At 67.4% G+C, this 17,038-nt stretch carries 16 protein-coding genes; 6 read left to right on the plus strand and 10 right to left on the minus strand.

Translation table 11 applies throughout. The annotated features are described in order from the left end of the window. Positions 1-345: 345 nt before the first annotated feature. The gene (locus tag A6A25_RS45960; protein WP_241829037.1) at positions 346-1,890 is read right to left on the minus strand and encodes a DUF6042 family protein; all 1,545 of its coding nucleotides are present in this window, start codon (positions 1,888-1,890) and stop codon (positions 346-348) included. A 403-nt stretch (positions 1,891-2,293) separates the two neighbouring features. On the opposite strand from A6A25_RS45960, the gene A6A25_RS32980 reads away from it, so the two are divergent. Then, complete coding sequence (locus A6A25_RS32980) at positions 2,294-3,133, plus strand: helix-turn-helix domain-containing protein (protein WP_241829038.1); 840 nt, start codon at positions 2,294-2,296, stop codon at positions 3,131-3,133. 415 nt (positions 3,134-3,548) lie between these two features. Here the strand turns inward: A6A25_RS32980 and A6A25_RS32985 are convergent, their stop codons facing one another. The 3 genes from A6A25_RS32985 to A6A25_RS32995 all read right to left on the minus strand — a co-directional run bounded on the left by A6A25_RS32985 (position 3,549) and on the right by A6A25_RS32995 (position 7,854). Then, positions 3,549-5,345, minus strand: coding sequence for a UvrD-helicase domain-containing protein (locus A6A25_RS32985; RefSeq protein WP_073896927.1), 1,797 nt, complete (start codon positions 5,343-5,345; stop codon positions 3,549-3,551). Next, complete coding sequence (locus A6A25_RS32990; RefSeq protein ID WP_073896928.1) at positions 5,342-7,267, minus strand: ATP-dependent nuclease; 1,926 nt, start codon at positions 7,265-7,267, stop codon at positions 5,342-5,344. Before A6A25_RS32990 ends, A6A25_RS32985 begins: the two co-directional genes overlap by 4 nt. A 404-nt stretch (positions 7,268-7,671) precedes the next feature. Beyond that, positions 7,672-7,854, minus strand: a complete 183-nt coding sequence (locus A6A25_RS32995) for a hypothetical protein (RefSeq protein WP_073896930.1) — start codon at positions 7,852-7,854, stop codon at positions 7,672-7,674. A 118-nt stretch (positions 7,855-7,972) separates the two neighbouring features. Between A6A25_RS32995 and ligD the strand changes: the two genes are divergently transcribed. Then, the gene (gene ligD, locus A6A25_RS33000; RefSeq protein WP_338013242.1) at positions 7,973-8,974 is read left to right on the plus strand and encodes a non-homologous end-joining DNA ligase; all 1,002 of its coding nucleotides are present in this window, start codon (positions 7,973-7,975) and stop codon (positions 8,972-8,974) included. A gap of 101 nt (positions 8,975-9,075) precedes the next feature. Next, positions 9,076-9,399, plus strand: coding sequence for a hypothetical protein (locus tag A6A25_RS33005; protein ID WP_073896931.1), 324 nt, complete (start codon positions 9,076-9,078; stop codon positions 9,397-9,399). A gap of 21 nt (positions 9,400-9,420) precedes the next feature. Here the strand turns inward: A6A25_RS33005 and A6A25_RS33010 are convergent, their stop codons facing one another. The 6 genes from A6A25_RS33010 to A6A25_RS33030 form a co-directional block, all read right to left on the minus strand. After that, positions 9,421-10,011, minus strand: a complete 591-nt coding sequence (locus A6A25_RS33010) for an NUDIX hydrolase (RefSeq protein WP_241829039.1) — start codon at positions 10,009-10,011, stop codon at positions 9,421-9,423. A 142-nt stretch (positions 10,012-10,153) separates the two neighbouring features. Beyond that, positions 10,154-10,465 carry a hypothetical protein gene (locus A6A25_RS33015; RefSeq protein ID WP_073896933.1) on the minus strand — a complete coding sequence of 104 codons (312 nt, stop codon included), beginning with the start codon at positions 10,463-10,465 and terminating at the stop codon, positions 10,154-10,156. A gap of 191 nt (positions 10,466-10,656) precedes the next feature. Next, positions 10,657-11,106: a hypothetical protein gene (locus tag A6A25_RS43505; protein WP_143193564.1), complete on the minus strand. Its 450-nt coding sequence runs from the start codon at positions 11,104-11,106 to the stop codon at positions 10,657-10,659. 122 nt (positions 11,107-11,228) lie between these two features. After that, a complete protein-coding gene (locus A6A25_RS33020) occupies positions 11,229-11,846 on the minus strand; it encodes an AAA family ATPase (RefSeq protein WP_158073858.1) in 618 nt (205 codons plus the stop codon). Continuing rightward, the gene (locus tag A6A25_RS33025) at positions 11,843-12,469 is read right to left on the minus strand and encodes a 3'-5' exonuclease (protein WP_083668871.1); all 627 of its coding nucleotides are present in this window, start codon (positions 12,467-12,469) and stop codon (positions 11,843-11,845) included. Before A6A25_RS33025 ends, A6A25_RS33020 begins: the two co-directional genes overlap by 4 nt. 67 nt (positions 12,470-12,536) lie before the next feature. After that, entirely contained in the window at positions 12,537-13,643 is a 1,107-nt protein-coding gene (locus A6A25_RS33030; RefSeq protein WP_241829040.1) for a radical SAM protein, read from the minus strand. A 138-nt stretch (positions 13,644-13,781) separates the two neighbouring features. Between A6A25_RS33030 and A6A25_RS33035 the strand changes: the two genes are divergently transcribed. The 3 genes from A6A25_RS33035 to A6A25_RS33045 are packed head-to-tail and all read left to right on the plus strand — an operon-like array spanning position 13,782 to position 16,819. Next, the gene (locus A6A25_RS33035) at positions 13,782-15,251 is read left to right on the plus strand and encodes a helix-turn-helix transcriptional regulator (RefSeq protein WP_073896948.1); all 1,470 of its coding nucleotides are present in this window, start codon (positions 13,782-13,784) and stop codon (positions 15,249-15,251) included. Between the two features lie 41 nt (positions 15,252-15,292). Beyond that, on the plus strand, positions 15,293-16,351 hold the full coding sequence (locus A6A25_RS33040; RefSeq protein WP_241829041.1) for an asparaginase: 1,059 nt from the start codon (positions 15,293-15,295) through the stop codon (positions 16,349-16,351). 9 nt (positions 16,352-16,360) lie between these two features. Next, complete coding sequence (locus A6A25_RS33045) at positions 16,361-16,819, plus strand: PPC domain-containing DNA-binding protein (protein WP_073896936.1); 459 nt, start codon at positions 16,361-16,363, stop codon at positions 16,817-16,819. Positions 16,820-17,038 lie beyond the last annotated feature (219 nt).

Consider the following 17,038-nt stretch of genomic DNA (forward strand, 5'->3'; position numbering starts at 1 on the left):
CAGCGACGGAGTGGGATCACTCCATCGGGTGCTGCGATGGGCATCTGGGGCCGAGCTGCCTCGGGTGTCGTGAGCAGGGCGACGATGGTGACGGGTCCGCCGCAGTGGGGGCATTCGCGGTGCGCGGCAGGTTGTGGGAGGTGTTCGACGAGCGCTGGCTGCATGGGTGTGCCCGCCGGCGTCGGGCCGCCACCGACGACTCGTGTTTCGGGGACGAACTCGCCGCGTTCGCGTCGACCGGCGGCTGTGCTCTTGCAGCGCTTGGAGCAGTAGACGCGGTGACGGGCCTGGCGGCCGGTGGCGGTGAAGGTCTCCCAGCAGATGGGGCAGGTCTTGGTGACGGGCTCAGCCGGCATGGTTCACCGCCTTGCGTAGTTTGTCCGAAGTGGACTGGTGGGAACGCAGCCGGTAGGAAGGTCCGTCGATGCCGACCACGGCGGCGCGGTGGAGTAGTCTGTCGAGCATCGCGGCGGCGACGGTGGCGTCACCGAAAGCCGTTGCCCAGTCGGCAATCCCGACGTTCGTGGTCCAGATCGTCGAGCTTTTCAGGTAGCGCTGGTTGATCACCTGGAACAACGCCGAGGCCCCGTCGCCGGGCAACGGGAGATAGCCCAGCTCGTCGATCACCAGCAGTTTGGGGCCTGCGAAGAAGCGCATGCAGTAGGACCAGCGCCCTTCGACGGCGGCCTTGTGGCAACGGGCGGCCAGGTCGGCCGCGGTGGTGAAGTAGACCCGGTTGCCGGCCTCGGCCGCGCCCCGCGCGAGCGCGGTGGCCAGCATGGTCTTCCCGACTCCCGGCGGGCCGACCAGCAGGACGTTGGAGGCGTCGTCCAGGAACCGCAACGTGGCCAGGTCCCGGATCAGCTTCTCGTCGACGGCCAGCAGCGCGTGTCGCACGGCCCAGTCCAGCGTGGCGCGCACGTCGTCCTCGGTCACCAGCGTGCGCGCCGCCAGCCCGGGGACCGTCTGCCGGGCACCTCCCCACAAGGCGACCGACACCAGGTCCGAGGCGAAGGACCGGAACCGGTCCAGCTCCTCCCGCAGCACCAGGTCGGCGCGGCGCGCGGGCGACAGGTCCAGCACGTCCTTCGCCTTGGGCTCGACTTCGGGCCACCGGTAGCCGTCCCCGTCGGCGACGAGCAGCCCGGCGGCGGCGAACACGGGCAACAGGTCGCGCAGCGACGTCGGTGCGGGCACGCCCAACTGGGCGGCGACGTCGACGGGGTCGAGTTCGCGGTGCACCGGCTCGGGTAACGGTCCGTCCAGCCACCCCGCGCCCCGGTGGTGCCGTTTCCCCCACTGCCGTACCGCGTCGATGGTGGTGACGCCGTCCGCGTCCCGCGCCGCCCACGCGGCGAACAGCAGATCGGTGACGTGGTAGCCGAACAGGTGCCGCCAACCACCGTCGCCCACCGGCACGGCGGGCCGGGCGCGTGCCGACCACCGCGGCGGTTCGACCTCGGCCACCGGCCAGAAGCACAGCCGCCACACCGCCTCGACCTCCTCGTCCGCCGAGGGGCCCGCGCACACCCGCACCCGGTACAGACCCGGCCCCGCCAACCGGAGGTGCTCGTCCCCCGGTCCACCCGTTACGTAGGTCAGGCCGACCGCCCCGGACCGGCTCCGGTAAGGGATCTCGACCACGTCCTCCCACTCGGCGGTGTCTTCGGGCGGCGTGCTGTCGTGCAGCTCCATGCGCACCGCTACCGGCCCGTCCCCGGCGGCCGCCTCTAACCAGCCGTGCCCGGTGCGCGCGATCGTCCCGCACGGCTGGACGCGTGAGGCGTGCTGCTCGAAAGGGCCGTCCCCTCCGTCGCCGAGCCAGGTGTCGCGCACGGTCAGCGTGCCGAACTCGGGCCAGTGGTCGTCGTCTTCGTGGACCCGCCTCATCCGGTCAACATATCGGGCAGCCAGGTCGGTCCCGGTGCGAACCCGACCGGGTCCGCACCGGCCGTGTCGAGGGTGTTCGTCAGCCCGCGTAAGGCCGGTTGAATACGGTCGGGGCGTCGTCGACGTAACGGCCGTCGACTGCAGCGCGTTCATGGCGCGGAGCGAGAGGTCGGGCCAGGGAGCCGACCGTTGCCCTCGCGACGGGCCAGCGCCCCGTAGGACTGCTGCTGCGCCACGGTGGAGATCTGGTAGCCGAGCCTGATGGTGCTCTCTGAAATGGGCCAGCCCCGCTCTTGTTAGTTCCCCAGTCGGGTGTCCTTCCGGCGCGTCGTTTGCGCTGGTCAGTTGCTTCCGGACGACGGTCTTGGTGTTGGTCACCGTGGACCGTTCGGCTGGAGGTTGGATGCTCTCGCTGGAGGAGGACGTGGAGGCGCAGGCGCTGCGCGAGCAGGGTTGGTCGATCTCGGCGATCGCCCGTCACCTGAAGCGGGACCGCAAGACGATCCGGCGTTACCTGGCGGGCGAGGTAGTCCCAGGGCGCCGGCGGCGGTCGACGGCGGACCCGTTCGAGCCGTTCGTGGCGTACTGCCGGGCGCGGTTGGTCGACGATCCGCATCTGTGGGCCTCGACGCTGCTCGACGAGATCACCGAGTTGGGTTACGGCGGCGGGTATTCCACCTTCACCCGGGCGTTGCGCCGTCACCGGCTGCGACCGCACTGTGAACCCTGCCAGGCGACCAGGGGTCGTGACGTCGCGATCATCACCCACCCGGCGGGCGAGGAGACTCAGTGGGACTGGGTCGAGCTGCCCGACCCGCCCGCCGCCTGGGGACTCGGGAGGCACGCGCATCTGCTGGTCGGGGCGGTGGCGCACTCGGGTCGGTGGCGGGCGGTGCTGGCCGAGGCGGAGGACTTCCCGCACCTGGTCGAGGCGCTGGACGCGTTGGTGCGCAAGCTGGGCGGGGTGACCCGGGTCTGGCGGTTCGACCGGATGGCCACGGTTTGTTCGCCGGCGTCGGGACGGATCACGGCGGCGTTCGCCCAGGTGGCCAAGCACTATGGAGTCCGGTCGGTGGTCTGTCCGCCTCGGCGGGGCAACCGCAAGGGCGTGGTGGAGAAGGCCAACCACTCCGCCGCGCAGCGCTGGTGGCGCACGTTGGCCGACGACGTCACCGTCGCGGCGGCGCAGGCCGACGGACCGCTGTCCGGCGAGTTCACGATGACGGTACCCGCCGCAGGATGATGCCGCGGCGCGGTCCGAGATTGCGGTTGCCGCCGACCGAGATCCCGACTTCGCCATTGCACTGCGCGTCGAGTTCAACAGCGCGACCAAGGGTGCCGATTGCTCGGCTTGATCAAGAAGTTCGAACCTGCTCTTGGGTCAGTCGCACCGCTCGCTCACGCACCTCAGCCGAGTGCTGTGACGTTCCTGCCGTGACTCCCTCCCCCACAAGCAATGGGTTCCCACCAAATGCCAATCGTTGAATGGGTAAACGGGAACCAGCATCGTGGCGTCTTCGCTTGGACCCCCTGCTTGGGTATGGACCTGGTTTTCTCTGAGACGTGATTGATGTTAATGACGATGGATTGTGGTTGGCTGCGTCGTTACATCGTCACAGCACTGTCGTTGTCAGTCGGTACTTGTTCTGAGTTCGGGTCTATACGATGTCGAGGTCGACGGGCACGTTGTTGTCCTTGAGATGCGCTGCGATGCGGTCGTGAGCAGACTCGGGCAATGCGATGGCGAGGAGTCGACGGGCTCGGGTCGCGGCGACGTACAACACTCGCAGGCTCTCGGCGACGTGGTCTTCGTGTACACCGGAGATCCATGCGTCGATCACGGCATCCGTGCGCTTGTCCTTCGGTGGCACGATGACGAGGACGGCGTCGGCTTCCTCACCCTTGACCTGGTGGATCAGAGAGGTGCGGATTGGCTCGGACTTGCTGTTAGACGATGCTCCTCCCGCTTCACGCGCGGTCTCCGATTTCAGTGCTGGACTTGGGCGAAGTGACCCACGGTTGTCCTGGCGAACGATGTCCGGTTGTGGTGGATGGTGCTTGAGCAGTTTGTTGACCGCGGTGCACCAGTTCCCGAAGGTTCCCTGGTCCAGGTCGGGTAGGGCGGTTGCGAACCTGGCGGCGGTGGATCGGAGTGTCTGGTTGTCGATGCCGAGTCGGTCGCACAGGCTCTTGGTGCTCTTCCCGTCGGTATGGGCGTACCAGTAGTCCAGCAGGCACCGTTCAAGGATGCCGTAGGCGCTGTCGCGACGGCGTCGGCCTTGGTGCGGGGCGGAGAGGATGGTGGCGGCCCAGGCGACGCGTGCTGCCGGGGTGTCGGGCGGGTTGCCTGTCGGGCCGGCTTGTCGGGGGAGGTTGGCCGCGGAGTGGGCGAGAACGAGTCGGTTGTCGGTCGGGACGCCCATGGCGTCGGCGCGGTCGGTGAAGACGGCGAGGGCGTGGTCGAGCGTGCCGTTGCCCGTCTTCACCAGCACGATGCCGGCGGGCTCGTCGTGGTGTCGGCCGATGGGATCGTCGGGTGGTCGTGCGAATCGTGTGGGCCGCAGTGTGGCCGCCAGGTTGCAGATGGCGCTGCTGCTGCGCCAGTTGCCCGTGAGGTCGACGCGAGAACCGAGCGTGATGCCGAAGTCGCGTACCTTGTCCGGTCGCGCGCCCCGGAACTCGTAGATCGCTTGATCGGGGTCGCAGACGAACACCAGCGGAAGCCCGGTGTCACGGAGCTTGGCGAAGATCGCCAGGTCGATGTGCGAGCAGTCCTGTGCCTCGTCGATGACCACTTCGGTGAACCTCGTGGACAGCGTGGCGATGGGGTGAACGTCGGGTTTGTTAATCGCGTGCAGGGCGAGGATGCGAACCTCGTGGCCGGTGACGTATCCGAGGTCGATGTACCTCTTGCGGGTCTTGAGCGCTGCCTTCTCTGCGGCGTCGAGCAGTCCTTGCTTCTTCAGCGCTCGGTAGAGGGTGAAGTTCTTGGAAGGTTGAAGTCGGGCCGTGCAGGCGGTCGCGGATTCGTCGCGGCTGAACTGGAAGTCGCTCAGCCGGGGCCGGTACCTGGGTTCGCCCGGGATGTCGACTTTCGCGTTGATCCGGTCCCACGAGTCGAGCCGCTCCCAGACTTTTCCTCCAGGCAGGAAGGGGCGGACGAGGTAGCGCCACAGGAAGGTGTCGATGGTGCCGATGAAGTTGGGGAACGCGAGGAGGTCGTCACGCCTTGCCTCACGGCACCGTCGGACGACCTCGTCGCATGCCACGTTGGTGAACGAGACGACAGCACGTCCGCGCCTGCCGCGCATGGCGCCACCGGACAGGTGCCGTTCCACGATGACCTTGGTCTTGCCGGCTCCGGGACATGCCTGGACGTACAGCGGGGCCGGTCGTTCGATGGCGTCCTTCTGCCGGAGCAGGGCCTGCTTTCGCCTTGCCTCGATGGTCGTCACGCGTGTGCCTCGGAGATCCAGGTGATCGCAGCCTTCAAGTACTCCGGCACCACGAATTCGGGACTCGTGGTGCTCAACTCGGCCACCGCCTGGGCGAAGTCGCCCTTGCGCAGCTTGTGCTGTGCGAACTCCCGCTGAAACGCCGTGATCCTCTCGGAGCTGGTTGCCAGAGCGTCGATCCGTTCCCAGTCGTCCTTGCCCGCGCGGGGACGCTGCCGCATGTAGGCATCCCTGATCACCGCGTCGTTGGCGGAGCCGGCACGCAGGAGTTCCGGTTCCAGGGTCGGATGTGCCACGAAGACCTGGAGCCTGTCCTCGGCCTCCAGTTCGACCGCGAGCTTGGTCAACGCGATGCGTCGATCACCGGGTGCCGCGGGGTCGTCGTCGGTGATGACGGCGACCTGCTCGGCGACCCGGCCGCCTTCGTGAGGAGTGAGCAGCACCCGGATGTAGGGCTCGAAGTCGACACCGTCGATCGCGACGATCGTGGTGCCGACGAATCGTGCCCAGCTCGCCCGATCGTCATGGTCGTCCCGCTTCGGCTCCGAAGCGCCCAGGTTGCGGGCGGTCTGGAAGAGCGGCGTGGTCGGAGGACGGCGCAGGACCTGGCGTGCGAAGGCGGGCACGAGCAGAGCTTCGGCTATGCCTTCGACCAGGACGACGCGCGGGCCGAACAACATGGCACTGCGGGTCGCGTCGAGGTAGCGCTTGAGCTTGCCCTCGCCACCGTTCAGCTCCAACGAAGCCAGCGGGATCGCCTTGGTCTCGTAAAGGCTCTCGTCTCTGCCCGGAACCGAAGGCTCGGGTTGTGAAGGCGCCGATCGGTCGACGATGAACGCGTGCTTGTCCCGAGACAAAAGCGGATGGCGTTTGATCACCACCAGGTCCTCGATGTCGGCCGAGGCGGCGACGAGAGGGGAGTGCGTCGTCACGACCACCTGGATGCGCCCGGCGTATCCGAAGGTGTCGGTCCGGGCGGTCGACGCCTCAGCGGCGTCACGCAGGTACTCCAGCAGCAGGGCTTGGAGTTGCGGGTGCAGGTGTGCCTCGGGTTCCTCTACGAGGAACACCGTCAGGTCGTGGTCCTGGGCTGCGCGCAACTCCGCCACGACGGTGGCGATGAACAGCAGGTTCGCGTAACCCAGTCCCGAGTCCGCGATGTTCCTGGGGTCGAGACCGTGATCGTTCATCCGGATACGCAGCGATCGCGCGATGGACAGCAGGTCCGGGTCGACGAACGAGACGTCGGAATCCTGGGGACTGGCGCCCGCCGACACGTCGGCCAGCGGAGCCCTCACCGCCTGCTCGACGCCCTTCAGCACCTCGCCGGACACCGGATCCTTCCGGAGACTGGCCAGCTTGTCCTTGACGGTGTTGACGAAGTCTGTCTCGCTGACGTTGTGCTCGGCCAACAGGTAGCGCAGCACGATGCGCAACCGGCTGCCCGAACCCGAGTTCAGCTCTCGCTGGGCATCGCGCAGCGGTGGCAGGTAGACATGCCGCAATCGCTCGCGGGCCTCGGGTTCGGGGTCGCGATCGCTGGACGTCTCCTGACCGGCGACCCACGTGGTCCGGCCTCGAGTCTCGGTCCCGACCGGAGGCGTGTACGTCACCTGATAGCGGACCGTGGACGAGTCGGCGAGGACTCCCTGGCTGTAGGTTCCCAGCTGTTCGGGCGACGTCATGACGTACCTGGCGGCCAACTCGGCGGCTGCGGCGTCGGGAATCCTGGAGACGTCGTCGACATCCCAGTACCGGTCCCTGCGGCCGTCGAGCGGGTCGGTCAGCAGACGGATCGCATCCAACAGATTCGACTTACCAGCGTTGTTCTCTCCGATCACGACGGTCAGACGCTCGCGTAGCGGCACCGTTACGTAGCGGAGTGAGCGGAAGTTGCGAGCCTCCACTGCGGCAAGTCGCACATGGACTCCTGAGAGCATTCGGTCAGCACTCGTCTCACGGTCGAGTACAACCTGTCAGATGGGATGTCTCGATCTTCGATGTTCAGTCGCATTGCGTTACACGCAACCCGCGTCGTTCACTCGAACGTGTGACTCATGAGGACTATTCGCATCTACCTGCCATGGTTCGCCCTCGTCATGAACGAGCTCGCGCGACGAATCCGGACTGGGCCTCTCCCCTCCCGGATGCGGCACCTGATGCCGGAAAAGACGGCAATACGTCGGCTGTCGGAGTTGGAGGAGGAGCCGTTCTGACCGTTGCGCCAGCGCAACGCTGGCACCCAGGCGCAGCGGCGATAGGTGCGTGTGTCGGGTGATCATGCAGGTCGAAGCGGGGGCGGGCCGAGGCCACGTCGGGTTCTGGTTCACGTCACCGACGAGGGTAGACGGTAGGCGAGCTCGTACAGGGCCGTGTCTTGTCCCTCGTTGGCGGCGATGCTGGCTGTCGTGAAGGCGATCGGGGGTGTTCCCTCGTGGGCCCCGACGTGATCCGCCTGCTGGTAACAGTCCTTCTCGGACCTGATCGCATCGATGTAGGGGCCGGTCACGTCATGATGATCTTGTCGGCATTGTTGCTCGCCAGTCGTGTGAATGTGGTGCAGGTGGCTGCCTGTCGTCTGTGCGATCGCGCTCCACCTGATTCCCGGTGACGATGAATACCTGCCGGTGCTGGAGGTGGTCGAGGTGGGACGCGCTGCCGCTGTTCCTGCTGATCAGCCGATCATCGCGCCGATGCTTGCCACCCTCGGTGAACCTCCCGCAGGCCCAGGGTGGGCGGTCGAGTTCAAGTGGGACGGCTACCGCGGCGTGGCGTACTGTCAGGGGGACCGGGTGCGGATGCTCAGCCGCAACCAGTTGGAGTTGATCGACCGGTTCCCGGAGCTGCGGGTTCTGCCGGAGCTGCTGCACGGGCGAACGGTGGTGCTCGACGGCGAGATTGTTGCCCTCGGGCCCGACCAGCGCCCTGACTTCGGGCTGCTGCAGCGTCGCACTCGCAGCACCGTGGGTGTCCGGGCGTTGCGCGTCGCACCGGTCGCCTACTACGTGTTCGATCTGCTGGTCCTGGATGGGCGGTCGACGCAGCACCTGCCGTATCACGAGCGGCGGGCGATGCTCACCGCGCTGCAACTGCCCGGTGAACATCCGATCCAGGTCCCGCCGAGCTTCCCCGACACCGAGCCCGCGACGATCCTTCATGTCGCGGAGCAGCACGGCCTTGAAGGCATCGTCAGTAAACGCGCTGCGTCGCGCTACGAGCCGGGTCGACGGTCTCCCGCGTGGATCAGGACGCCGCTGCGTCGGTCCCACGAGGTTGTCGTCGGTGGGTGGAAGCCGGGTCAGGGGCGGCGCTCGGGCACGGTGGGGTCGCTGTTGCTGGGTGCGTACGACGAGGTCGGGTTGGTCTACGTCGGACACGTCGGCACTGGCTTCACTGACAAGTCTCTGGTGGACATGCAGCGGAGGTTGGAAGGGCTGCGGCGCTCCACCAGTCCCTTCGGCACGCCGGTCCCGCGCGAGTTCGCCCGGGACGCGCGGTGGGTCGAGCCGGTGCTCGTCGGTGAGGTCGAGTTCCGCCACTGGACCACCGACCACCGGCTCCGCCACCCGTCCTGGCGCGGCCTGTGCCACGACCTCGACCCGGCGGACGTTCATCATCCCACCCGCTGACAAGCCGACAGGGTGGGCACGGTGTGTGATTCATCTTGACGTGGAATCGAACCCCTGCCTATGAGGTGTGGGTGGGTGGTCGGTGATCGAGGGGTGGTCGCGTGGAGCGGCACGAGTACGAGCGGATGGTCGATCGGTTCCGGCGTCTGGTGGCGCCGTTGCCGGCTTGGCGGGTCGAGGAGCACGACGGGATGCCGGTGCTGGTGGACGCACTCTGCGGGGGTGATGTGCTGCTGCGGGTGGACAGCCGCTGGAACACCTACCTCATCCGGTACTTCGAGGCGGTCGACAAGGACCGCATGCTCGCGCTCGTCGCACTGTTGGAGGTCGTGCCACCGGACGAGCCGGTGCATCGGGCTGCGGTCGCGTTCCTGACCTCCCTCCGTCTCGGTGACGAACCCGAGTCCACGCCTCGACGGTCGTAGGTGGGGCACCTGGTGGGGTCGTCAGCCGGTGAGGACGAGCGGGGTGGCGGGGAGGCGGCCGTCGAGGACTTGTCGCAGCAGGTCGGGCAGTTGGGCGGGGAGAAGTTTGTCGGTGCAGTGGGTGAGGTCGTCAAGGGTGCGCCAGCGGCGCTCGATAAGGCCGAGTTTCTCGTTCTCGGTCGGTTTGAGTGGGACCTGGGGTGTGGTCGTGGTGGTACGGGCGAGGTAGACGTGGTCGATGCGGTGGTGCTGTCGGCCGCGGTAGTGGAAGCGGCTTTCGCGGATCCAGAGTTTGGGGCCGAGGGTGATGTGGTGGATGCCGGTTTCCTCGGTGAGCTCGCGGCGGGCGGCGTCGGTGGGGGTTTCGTTGGGGTCGAGGCCGCCGCCGGGTAGTTCCCACCAGTGGTGGTCGGGTTGGTCGGGGTCGCGGGCGTGGATGAGCAGGACCCGGTCAGCGGGGTCGAGCAGGAGTACGCGTGCGCCGATGCGTGGGGTGGTGCTGGGGGTGCCGGCCATCCGTGCGGTGTCCCTCGGGCTGTGGCGGTCGGGGCAGCGGTGGCCGGTGGGGCGGCTAAAGAGGGTGAATTCGGGTTCGTCGTGCTGGGTGGCCACCGTGGTGGGGTCGGACGTTAGCAGCCTGGTGGCGGGGTTGAGGTTCAAGGTGACGGCGAGTCCGGAGTGGTCGGTGAGCCGGGTGCCGTCTGCTTGCGGCATGCGGGTGTCATGGAGGCAGGCGCAGGTCAGGAGTTGTCGGCTAGGTCGGGGGTGGCGTGGGCGTGTGGTAGCGGGTGAGGTCGCGGTAGAAGTCGTATTCGAACGGTGCGGCCTCGCTGACGATCAGGACGCCGAGCTCGCGGTCAACGTGGTGAGGCAGGGTCACGGCGTAGCCGGCCGCGGTGAAGCTGTCGGCCAGCTGCTTCGTGCCGGGGGATGGTTGGTCACGGAAACCGTTGAAGCGGGCTTCTGGTGATGTCGTCCGGTCTCGCGGCGAGGGCCCGAACTTGTTGCGCGGAACCTGCCGCCCCGGCGACCGGCGTCGGTTCGGCGCTCTGCGCACGGCGGTCACGTGGGGGTGGCGTGATCCGCGTGGGCGAGCGGCGTGCAAACCGGGCCGGGTGGTTCAGGTGGTGGAACCGGCGTCAGGCTGTTTCGTTCCGGTGGGCACGGCCTCTCCGGATACAGCGCGCCGTGGCGATCCGGGCCATGCCCGGGTCTGGCGGTACCGGCAATGGCCGCGGGCGGTGTCGTGGCAACGGCTCAAGCCACGAATCGGCGAGGCCTGGTGCGGAGTTGTTCATCGCTCGTCTCCTGGACGTCAGGAGTCGGTGGCGCGGCGAGCCCGGCGCGGATCGCCGACACCGTGGGCCGGGTGGAAAGACGGACCCGTACGCGGTCCAGCGGTTTGGTGGACTTCGGCGGTGCGGTGACGGTGTGTTCGGGCTGTGTGTCGCAGCCCGCGAGCCTGTCGAATGCGAGCAGTGCCTGTCGGAGAGCAGCTCGCAGCCTGCCGACTTCAAGAGGTGTCAGGACCAACTGATCGGCGTGGGTGCCGTCGATCGAGATACCCGTTGCGGCCAAGCGGATCGCCAGTCGTGCACGTCGGCCGTCCCGGTCTCGGCAACGGACGGTCCACAAGGCGGGATCCTGTTGCCACCCCATGCGAATGAGCAGGCGCAGCACGACGTTCCCTTTCCGGTGTTGAGTCATGACATGCTCCTCCCGGTGATCGTGGGTTGGTGCCAACGGCGACGCTTCAGGCGATTCAGGCCGCGTGCCGGACCCAACTCCAACGACGCGGCGGAACCGGGGTGTCACGGCCGACGAGGTGATCAGGATGTGTCGTACTCCGCTCTGGAAAGCCTGCTCATGATGAAGTCCAGGGTGTCGTCGAGTGCTTGGTCGTGGTCGCCGAAGGGCAGCAGTCGGTGTGGCAGGCCGAGGTCGTGCAGGACCGCGGCGACATGGTGGTCGGCCAGTTGTCTGAAGGTCTGGTCGGGGTCGCGGTGTTTGTTGTCGCCCAGCGGGATTTCGGGGTCCAGGGTGGTGCGGTAGAGCAGGTCGTAGGTCGTGCTGTGATCGCGGACGAGGGCTTCCAGGCGTGCCTGCACGCGGGGATCCGGTTGTTCACCGCGGTAGGCGAGGGCCGCGCGGTAATAGCCCAGTGCGTCGGGGACGGGGCGGTCGACCAGGACGACGTCGGCGTGCATCCAGGCTTCGAGTTCCTCGCTGATGCCCCTGGTGATGATCCACAGGGTGGAGGCCCAGGTGTGGTTGCGCAGGATCGGCAGCCCGATGCGTTGGGCCTGCTCGCCCAGGTCGGCGACCGTGGAGACCTGAACGTGCTCGCGGCGCAGCCTGTGGGCGAGTCGGGCGAGGAAGGTGCTCTTGCCGGTCGAGTGGGCGCCCAGCACCGCGACTGCGACCTGTTTCTCCACTTCGCCGGTCACCACAATCCGTCCTGCGCGTGGTCGTGCTGGAAGTCGGCGTGGGCGGCGACGCGGACCAGGTCGTCCCAATCCAGGCCGGCTTGGTCGACGAGGGTGCGGAAGAGCAACCAGGCGCACCAGGTGTCGTAGCCTGCGCGGTGCGGGCGCTGATCACTGATGCCAGTGGTGTCCAGGTCGGCGTGGGTCACGAGCGTGTCGAGGCTGTACCCGGGCAGGTCGGGCCAGACGTGTTTGGCGAGTTTGAGGGTGTCCAGCACCATCGGCGGCTGCCAGCCGGGCAGGTGCGCGCTCAGCACCCGGTACTCGGTGCCCGCGTTGTGCGCGACCAGGGTGCGGCCGGTCAGCGCCGGCTGGATTTCGTGGGAGACGCCGTGCCAGTGGGGTTTGCGTTCGACCTCGTCGTTGCCGATGCCGTGGATGCGGTGGGCGAACGGCGTGATGGGCACGGAGGGGCGTACCAGCCAGCTGCGCAGGTCGCGTCCGGTGACCGTCCCGTCGACGGGCAGGACGGCGATCTCCACGATCTGCGGCGGCCGGCCGCCGTTGCCCTCGACGTCGACCAGCACCAACGGGTGGCCTTCCAGCACGTCGGGCAACGGTGCGGCGGGTGGCGGGGCTGTCATGATGCCTCCACGGTGGTGGGCCAGCCGATGTCGGCGCGGCCGTGACGGTGCGGGTGGTGCGGCTTGGTCACGTCGTGGACCTGGAAGCCGAAACTGTGCTGCATGAGATAGCGGGCCTGCTCGTCCAAGCCGTCCACGACCACGGCCCGGTCGGTGATCGCGACCAGCCGCCGCCCAGCTCGGCCGCCAGCGCGGCGGCCGTGTTCGGGTCCGGCGGGGCCCACTCGGTCGCGCACCGGCCGAGCTGCGAGGCCGGGCAGATGTCGCACAACTCGCGGATGCCGTAGTGGCCGTTGTAGTCCGCCACGCCGTGCGCGTATGCCACCGCGCAGGAGGTCTTGCGGAACAACACCGCCCCGTCCGGGTGGCGTGCGGCGGCGGTCAGGATGCGTCGCTCCAACCGTTGCGGGAACACCTTGCGGCGCGCCCCCTCCTCGTACGGTTCGGGCAGGCCTTGGGCGCGGTAGTAGTCGCGGATCTGGTCGCGGTAGAACAGACCGGTGAACACCGTCGCATGCGCGGACCGGCCCAGGTCCAGGGCGTGGTCGAGGTGGGCGTCGGTGTCGTTGAGGCCGGGCACGATCGGCCGCCAGTACAACACCACCCGGTACCGGTCGGCGTGCTCGAACGCCGTGCGCAACGACGTCGCGGCGATGGCCGAGTTCACCGGCTCGATCCGTGGATCGTCGATACCCGAATGGGTGACCAACAGCGTCACCTTCAGGTTCCGCAACGCGTTGAGCGCGGCACAGTCCTCCGGCTCCACCCGCCACCGGGTGATCACCAGCACGTGGTTGGTCAGCCCCTGCTCGTCCAGCAGCCGCAACAACCGGAACAGGTGCGGCTTCACCGCGGGCAGCATCGGGTCCGTCGCCCGGTTGAGCAGCTGGATCGGCGTCACGTGCGGCTGGAAGAACCGATGCCCGGTCAGCAACGCGACCGCCTCCTCCTCACCCATCAATGCCACCGGCACCTTCATCCCGTAGTTGTCGAACAGGTGCCGCACGCAGTACCCGCAGTTCAACGGGCACCCGATGATCCAGTTCAGGCTCAACCCCGATTTGCGGTACTCGACCACCTCCAGCAACTCCGGCCGCAACCGCACCCGCTCCACCGTGCTGAGCAGCCGAAGACCCGACCTGCGGACGCGCTCACCTCGAACCACCGGTCGCACGACTGCACCTGCCTCCCGTAATCACCCCGAATCACCCTGGGGACATTCGACCCGGACCAGCTATGATTACGGAACGGGGCAAATTGATTACGCCGAGCATTTGCCCTCTATTTGCCCCCTGGTGCAGTGGAGTCGACCGTGAGCGATGACCGGGCCTACGACGAGGCGCCTCCTCCCGCGACGCTGCTCGCTGAAGAGATCAAGCGGCGTCGGAACGACGCCAAACTGAGCCAGCCGCAACTTGCTCAGCGGATCGGCTATACACGCCAGTACGTGTCCCTTGCCGAGAGGCCGGGCCACAACCTGCCGTCGCTTGAGGTGGTGAAGGCTATCGACGAAGCCCTCGACGCGCGTGGTGAGCTCCTTGCACTTCGTGAGCGAGCCCGAGCTGAGCAGCAGAGGCGCCGCCGCGGCAGTGGGTCGATCGAGGCGGTCAAAGTCCCCGGCTCATCGCAGTCTGTCCTGGACTCCGCCGGTGTTTCCTCGTCTGTGTTCGGCGATACGGTGCTTGCCTGCGGCGCAGGACGATTCTTCCTGGGTGCCTCGATCGATGTGAAGGCCTTTCCTGCCGACATCGACGAGCGAGTGATCAGCAGGGTCCCACTGGGTTTCGCAGACGATCCGTTCGTTCGGCGTCCTCGACGAGGCCTCGTCGTCGGCGTGGTGGAATCGGACGAAGGACCGGCACTGTACGGTCTGGACTCCCGCCAGGCGCGCCGTCGTCTGGCCAACGCATCGCCTGGCACCAAACTGCTCATGTCACGCGCATACCTGATCGACGATCTCGCGATGGCGGTCCTGTGGTCAGTGGCGAACCTTGACGAAGCGCTCCTGGATGACGACGCAGCACTCGCCGAGGCCAGCGCTCATCTGGCGATCTTCGAAGATCTACCGAGATCAGTGGGGGGACGTGACCTGGCGGCCGACCTCGCCCCGGTATCGCGGATGTGGCTCGGTTCGAACTTCTGCGCCCAGCACATCCTTCGCCACGCCGACTCGCTCTCCGAAGCGCCGGTTTTCTGGACCCGTGAGCAACGCGGCGAGGAGGCGAGCACGTGGCTGTTCTTCGCCCACAAGTTCGACTACTTGCGGAGAACCGCGACGAATCAGGCCGACTTGAGGAGGACGTTCTGCGTCCCGAACACGGCCGTCACAGGGTCGAGCCGCCCTGAACGGGTGCTCCTGCTGCTTGCCGTGGCGTTGATGGAGTCGTTCGACATCCAGGTGGACGTCGTCGTCGACCCCGAGTACGGCTCGTTGGACGGGTTCGTGGCTGACCGGCGTCGCGCGGTGGTGGCCAACTGGATGGGTGCCGACGGCATCTGGCAGGTCGACATCACCGACCACCGTCCCAAGCTGCGCGAGTTCCACGACGCGTTGAACTACGCCCGCGCGCATTCGATGGCCCGAGGCGCGACAGCTCATGAACGCTTGCGCGAGCTGGCCGAGTACCTACAGCTGGACTGGACGTGGTTGACCCGACGCTGCGCGGAGCTCGGGGAGTACGGGGCCGCTGGGCTCGCCGAACCACGGAGCCGCCTGCTCTCCCTGGAAGGCCTCGAACGGGCCTGCCGGTTCGTCGGAAGTGCCGCCGGGCGGAATGACTAGGGTGGTGATCAACCGGCCCCCCGGATCGGAGAGGACCGCTCGTGTCGCCTGAAGCATCGAGCACGCCTGCTTGTCGCGTCGTGGTCATCGGCCTGGGTGGGACGATCGCGATGACATCGACGACAGGCGGCGGCGTCGTGCCCGCGTTGTCCGCGGAGCAGTTGGTCGCCGCCGTACCAGGTCTGGCGAACACCGGTGTCGAAGTCGAGGTGGTGGACTTCCGCCGTGTGCCGGGTGCGTCATTGACCTTCGAAGACCTTGCCGCGCTGACGGCCGAGATCCGTGACCGGTGTGCTGCCGGAGTCGACGGTGTGGTGGTCACGCAGGGCACGGACACCATCGAGGAGACGTCCTACTACCTCGATCTGCGGCACGCCGTAGCACAGCCGGTTGTCGTGACCGGCGCGATGCGCAACCCGACCCTCGCCGGCGCTGACGGGCCGGCCAACCTGCTCGCCGCCATCCAGACCGCCGCGGACCCAATCGCGCGGGGCCTCGGCTGTCTGGTCGTTTTCGCCGACGAGATCCATGCTGCTCACCGGGTCCGCAAGACCCACACCACCAGCGGTTCCACCTTCAAGTCCTCCGATGGGGGACCGCTCGGTTACCTCGTCGAAGGCCGTCCGCAGATCGTCAACAGGCCCGTCGACCGCATACTCCTCCCCGACACCGGTAACCGTCGGGACGTGCGGGTGGGAGTCGTCACCGCCTGCCTTGGCGATGACGGATCACTGCTGCCCACGTTGGCCGGCCAGCTCGACGGCCTCGTCGTCGCGGCGTTCGGTGTGGGCCACGTCCCCGTCACCTGGGTGACGCATCTGGAACAGATCGCCGCACGCATCCCCGTCGTGCTCTGTTCCCGCACCGGAGCCGGATCCGTGCTGTCGACGACCTACGCATTCCCCGGCTCCGAACGCGATCTACTGTCGCGCGGACTCATCCGGGCGGGCTTCCTCGACCCACTCAAGGCCCGCCTGCTTCTCCACGGACTCCTCTCCGCGGATGCTGACTGCGATCGCAAGACCATCACGGCGGCGTTCGCCGCAGCCGGCGGCCACGGCACAGCCGACGACTGGCCGTATACGACCACGACCGGATAAGGACCTACCGTGCGCAGCCATGAACTCACCCTCGGCCGCAGCTTCGGTGTCGCCTTCGACCACGGCGACGACTTCTTCACCGAACTGGCCGCCTTCTGCGACCAGCACCAGGTCCGACACGCCTACATCCCCAGCTTCATCGCCGGCTTCAGCGAAGTCGACATCGTCGGCACGTGCGACAAGCTTCAAGATCCCCAGGCACCGGTCTGGTCCAAGGTCCACCTCACCAACGTCGAAGCGTTCGGCGGCGGCACCCTCGCCTACGACGAAGCCGACAGCAAGGTCCACCCCCACATCCACGTCTCGGTCGGCCTCAAAGAGCACAGTGCCGCTGGGTACACCAGCCACCTGCTCAACGCACGAGTCCAATTCCTCACCGAGATGCTGATCATCGAAGTCGCGCAGCCCGCCCTCATCCGCCGCCGCAACGCAAGCCTCTACGACGTCCCACAGCTCCACTTCGGCTGACAACATCGCCTCGGTCCAACGTTCTGCGACTATCTTGTAGGCCCGGAGCCTCGGGACCGACTGCGATACACCGGCGAATCGGGCGAAGCCCAGGTTGAGCTTCCCCCGATAACCCGAGGTGGTTGTTACCTGGATGCGGTCGGTGCCGCCGGGATGGTAGCTGGCTGGGTCTGGGCGGTGTGCCAGGCGGCTTCGTACTCGTCGGGGCTGAGCCAGCCG

Origin of the sequence: Saccharothrix sp. CB00851 (assembly GCF_001905065.1) — a bacterium.
GTDB lineage: Bacteria > Actinomycetota > Actinomycetes > Mycobacteriales > Pseudonocardiaceae > Actinosynnema.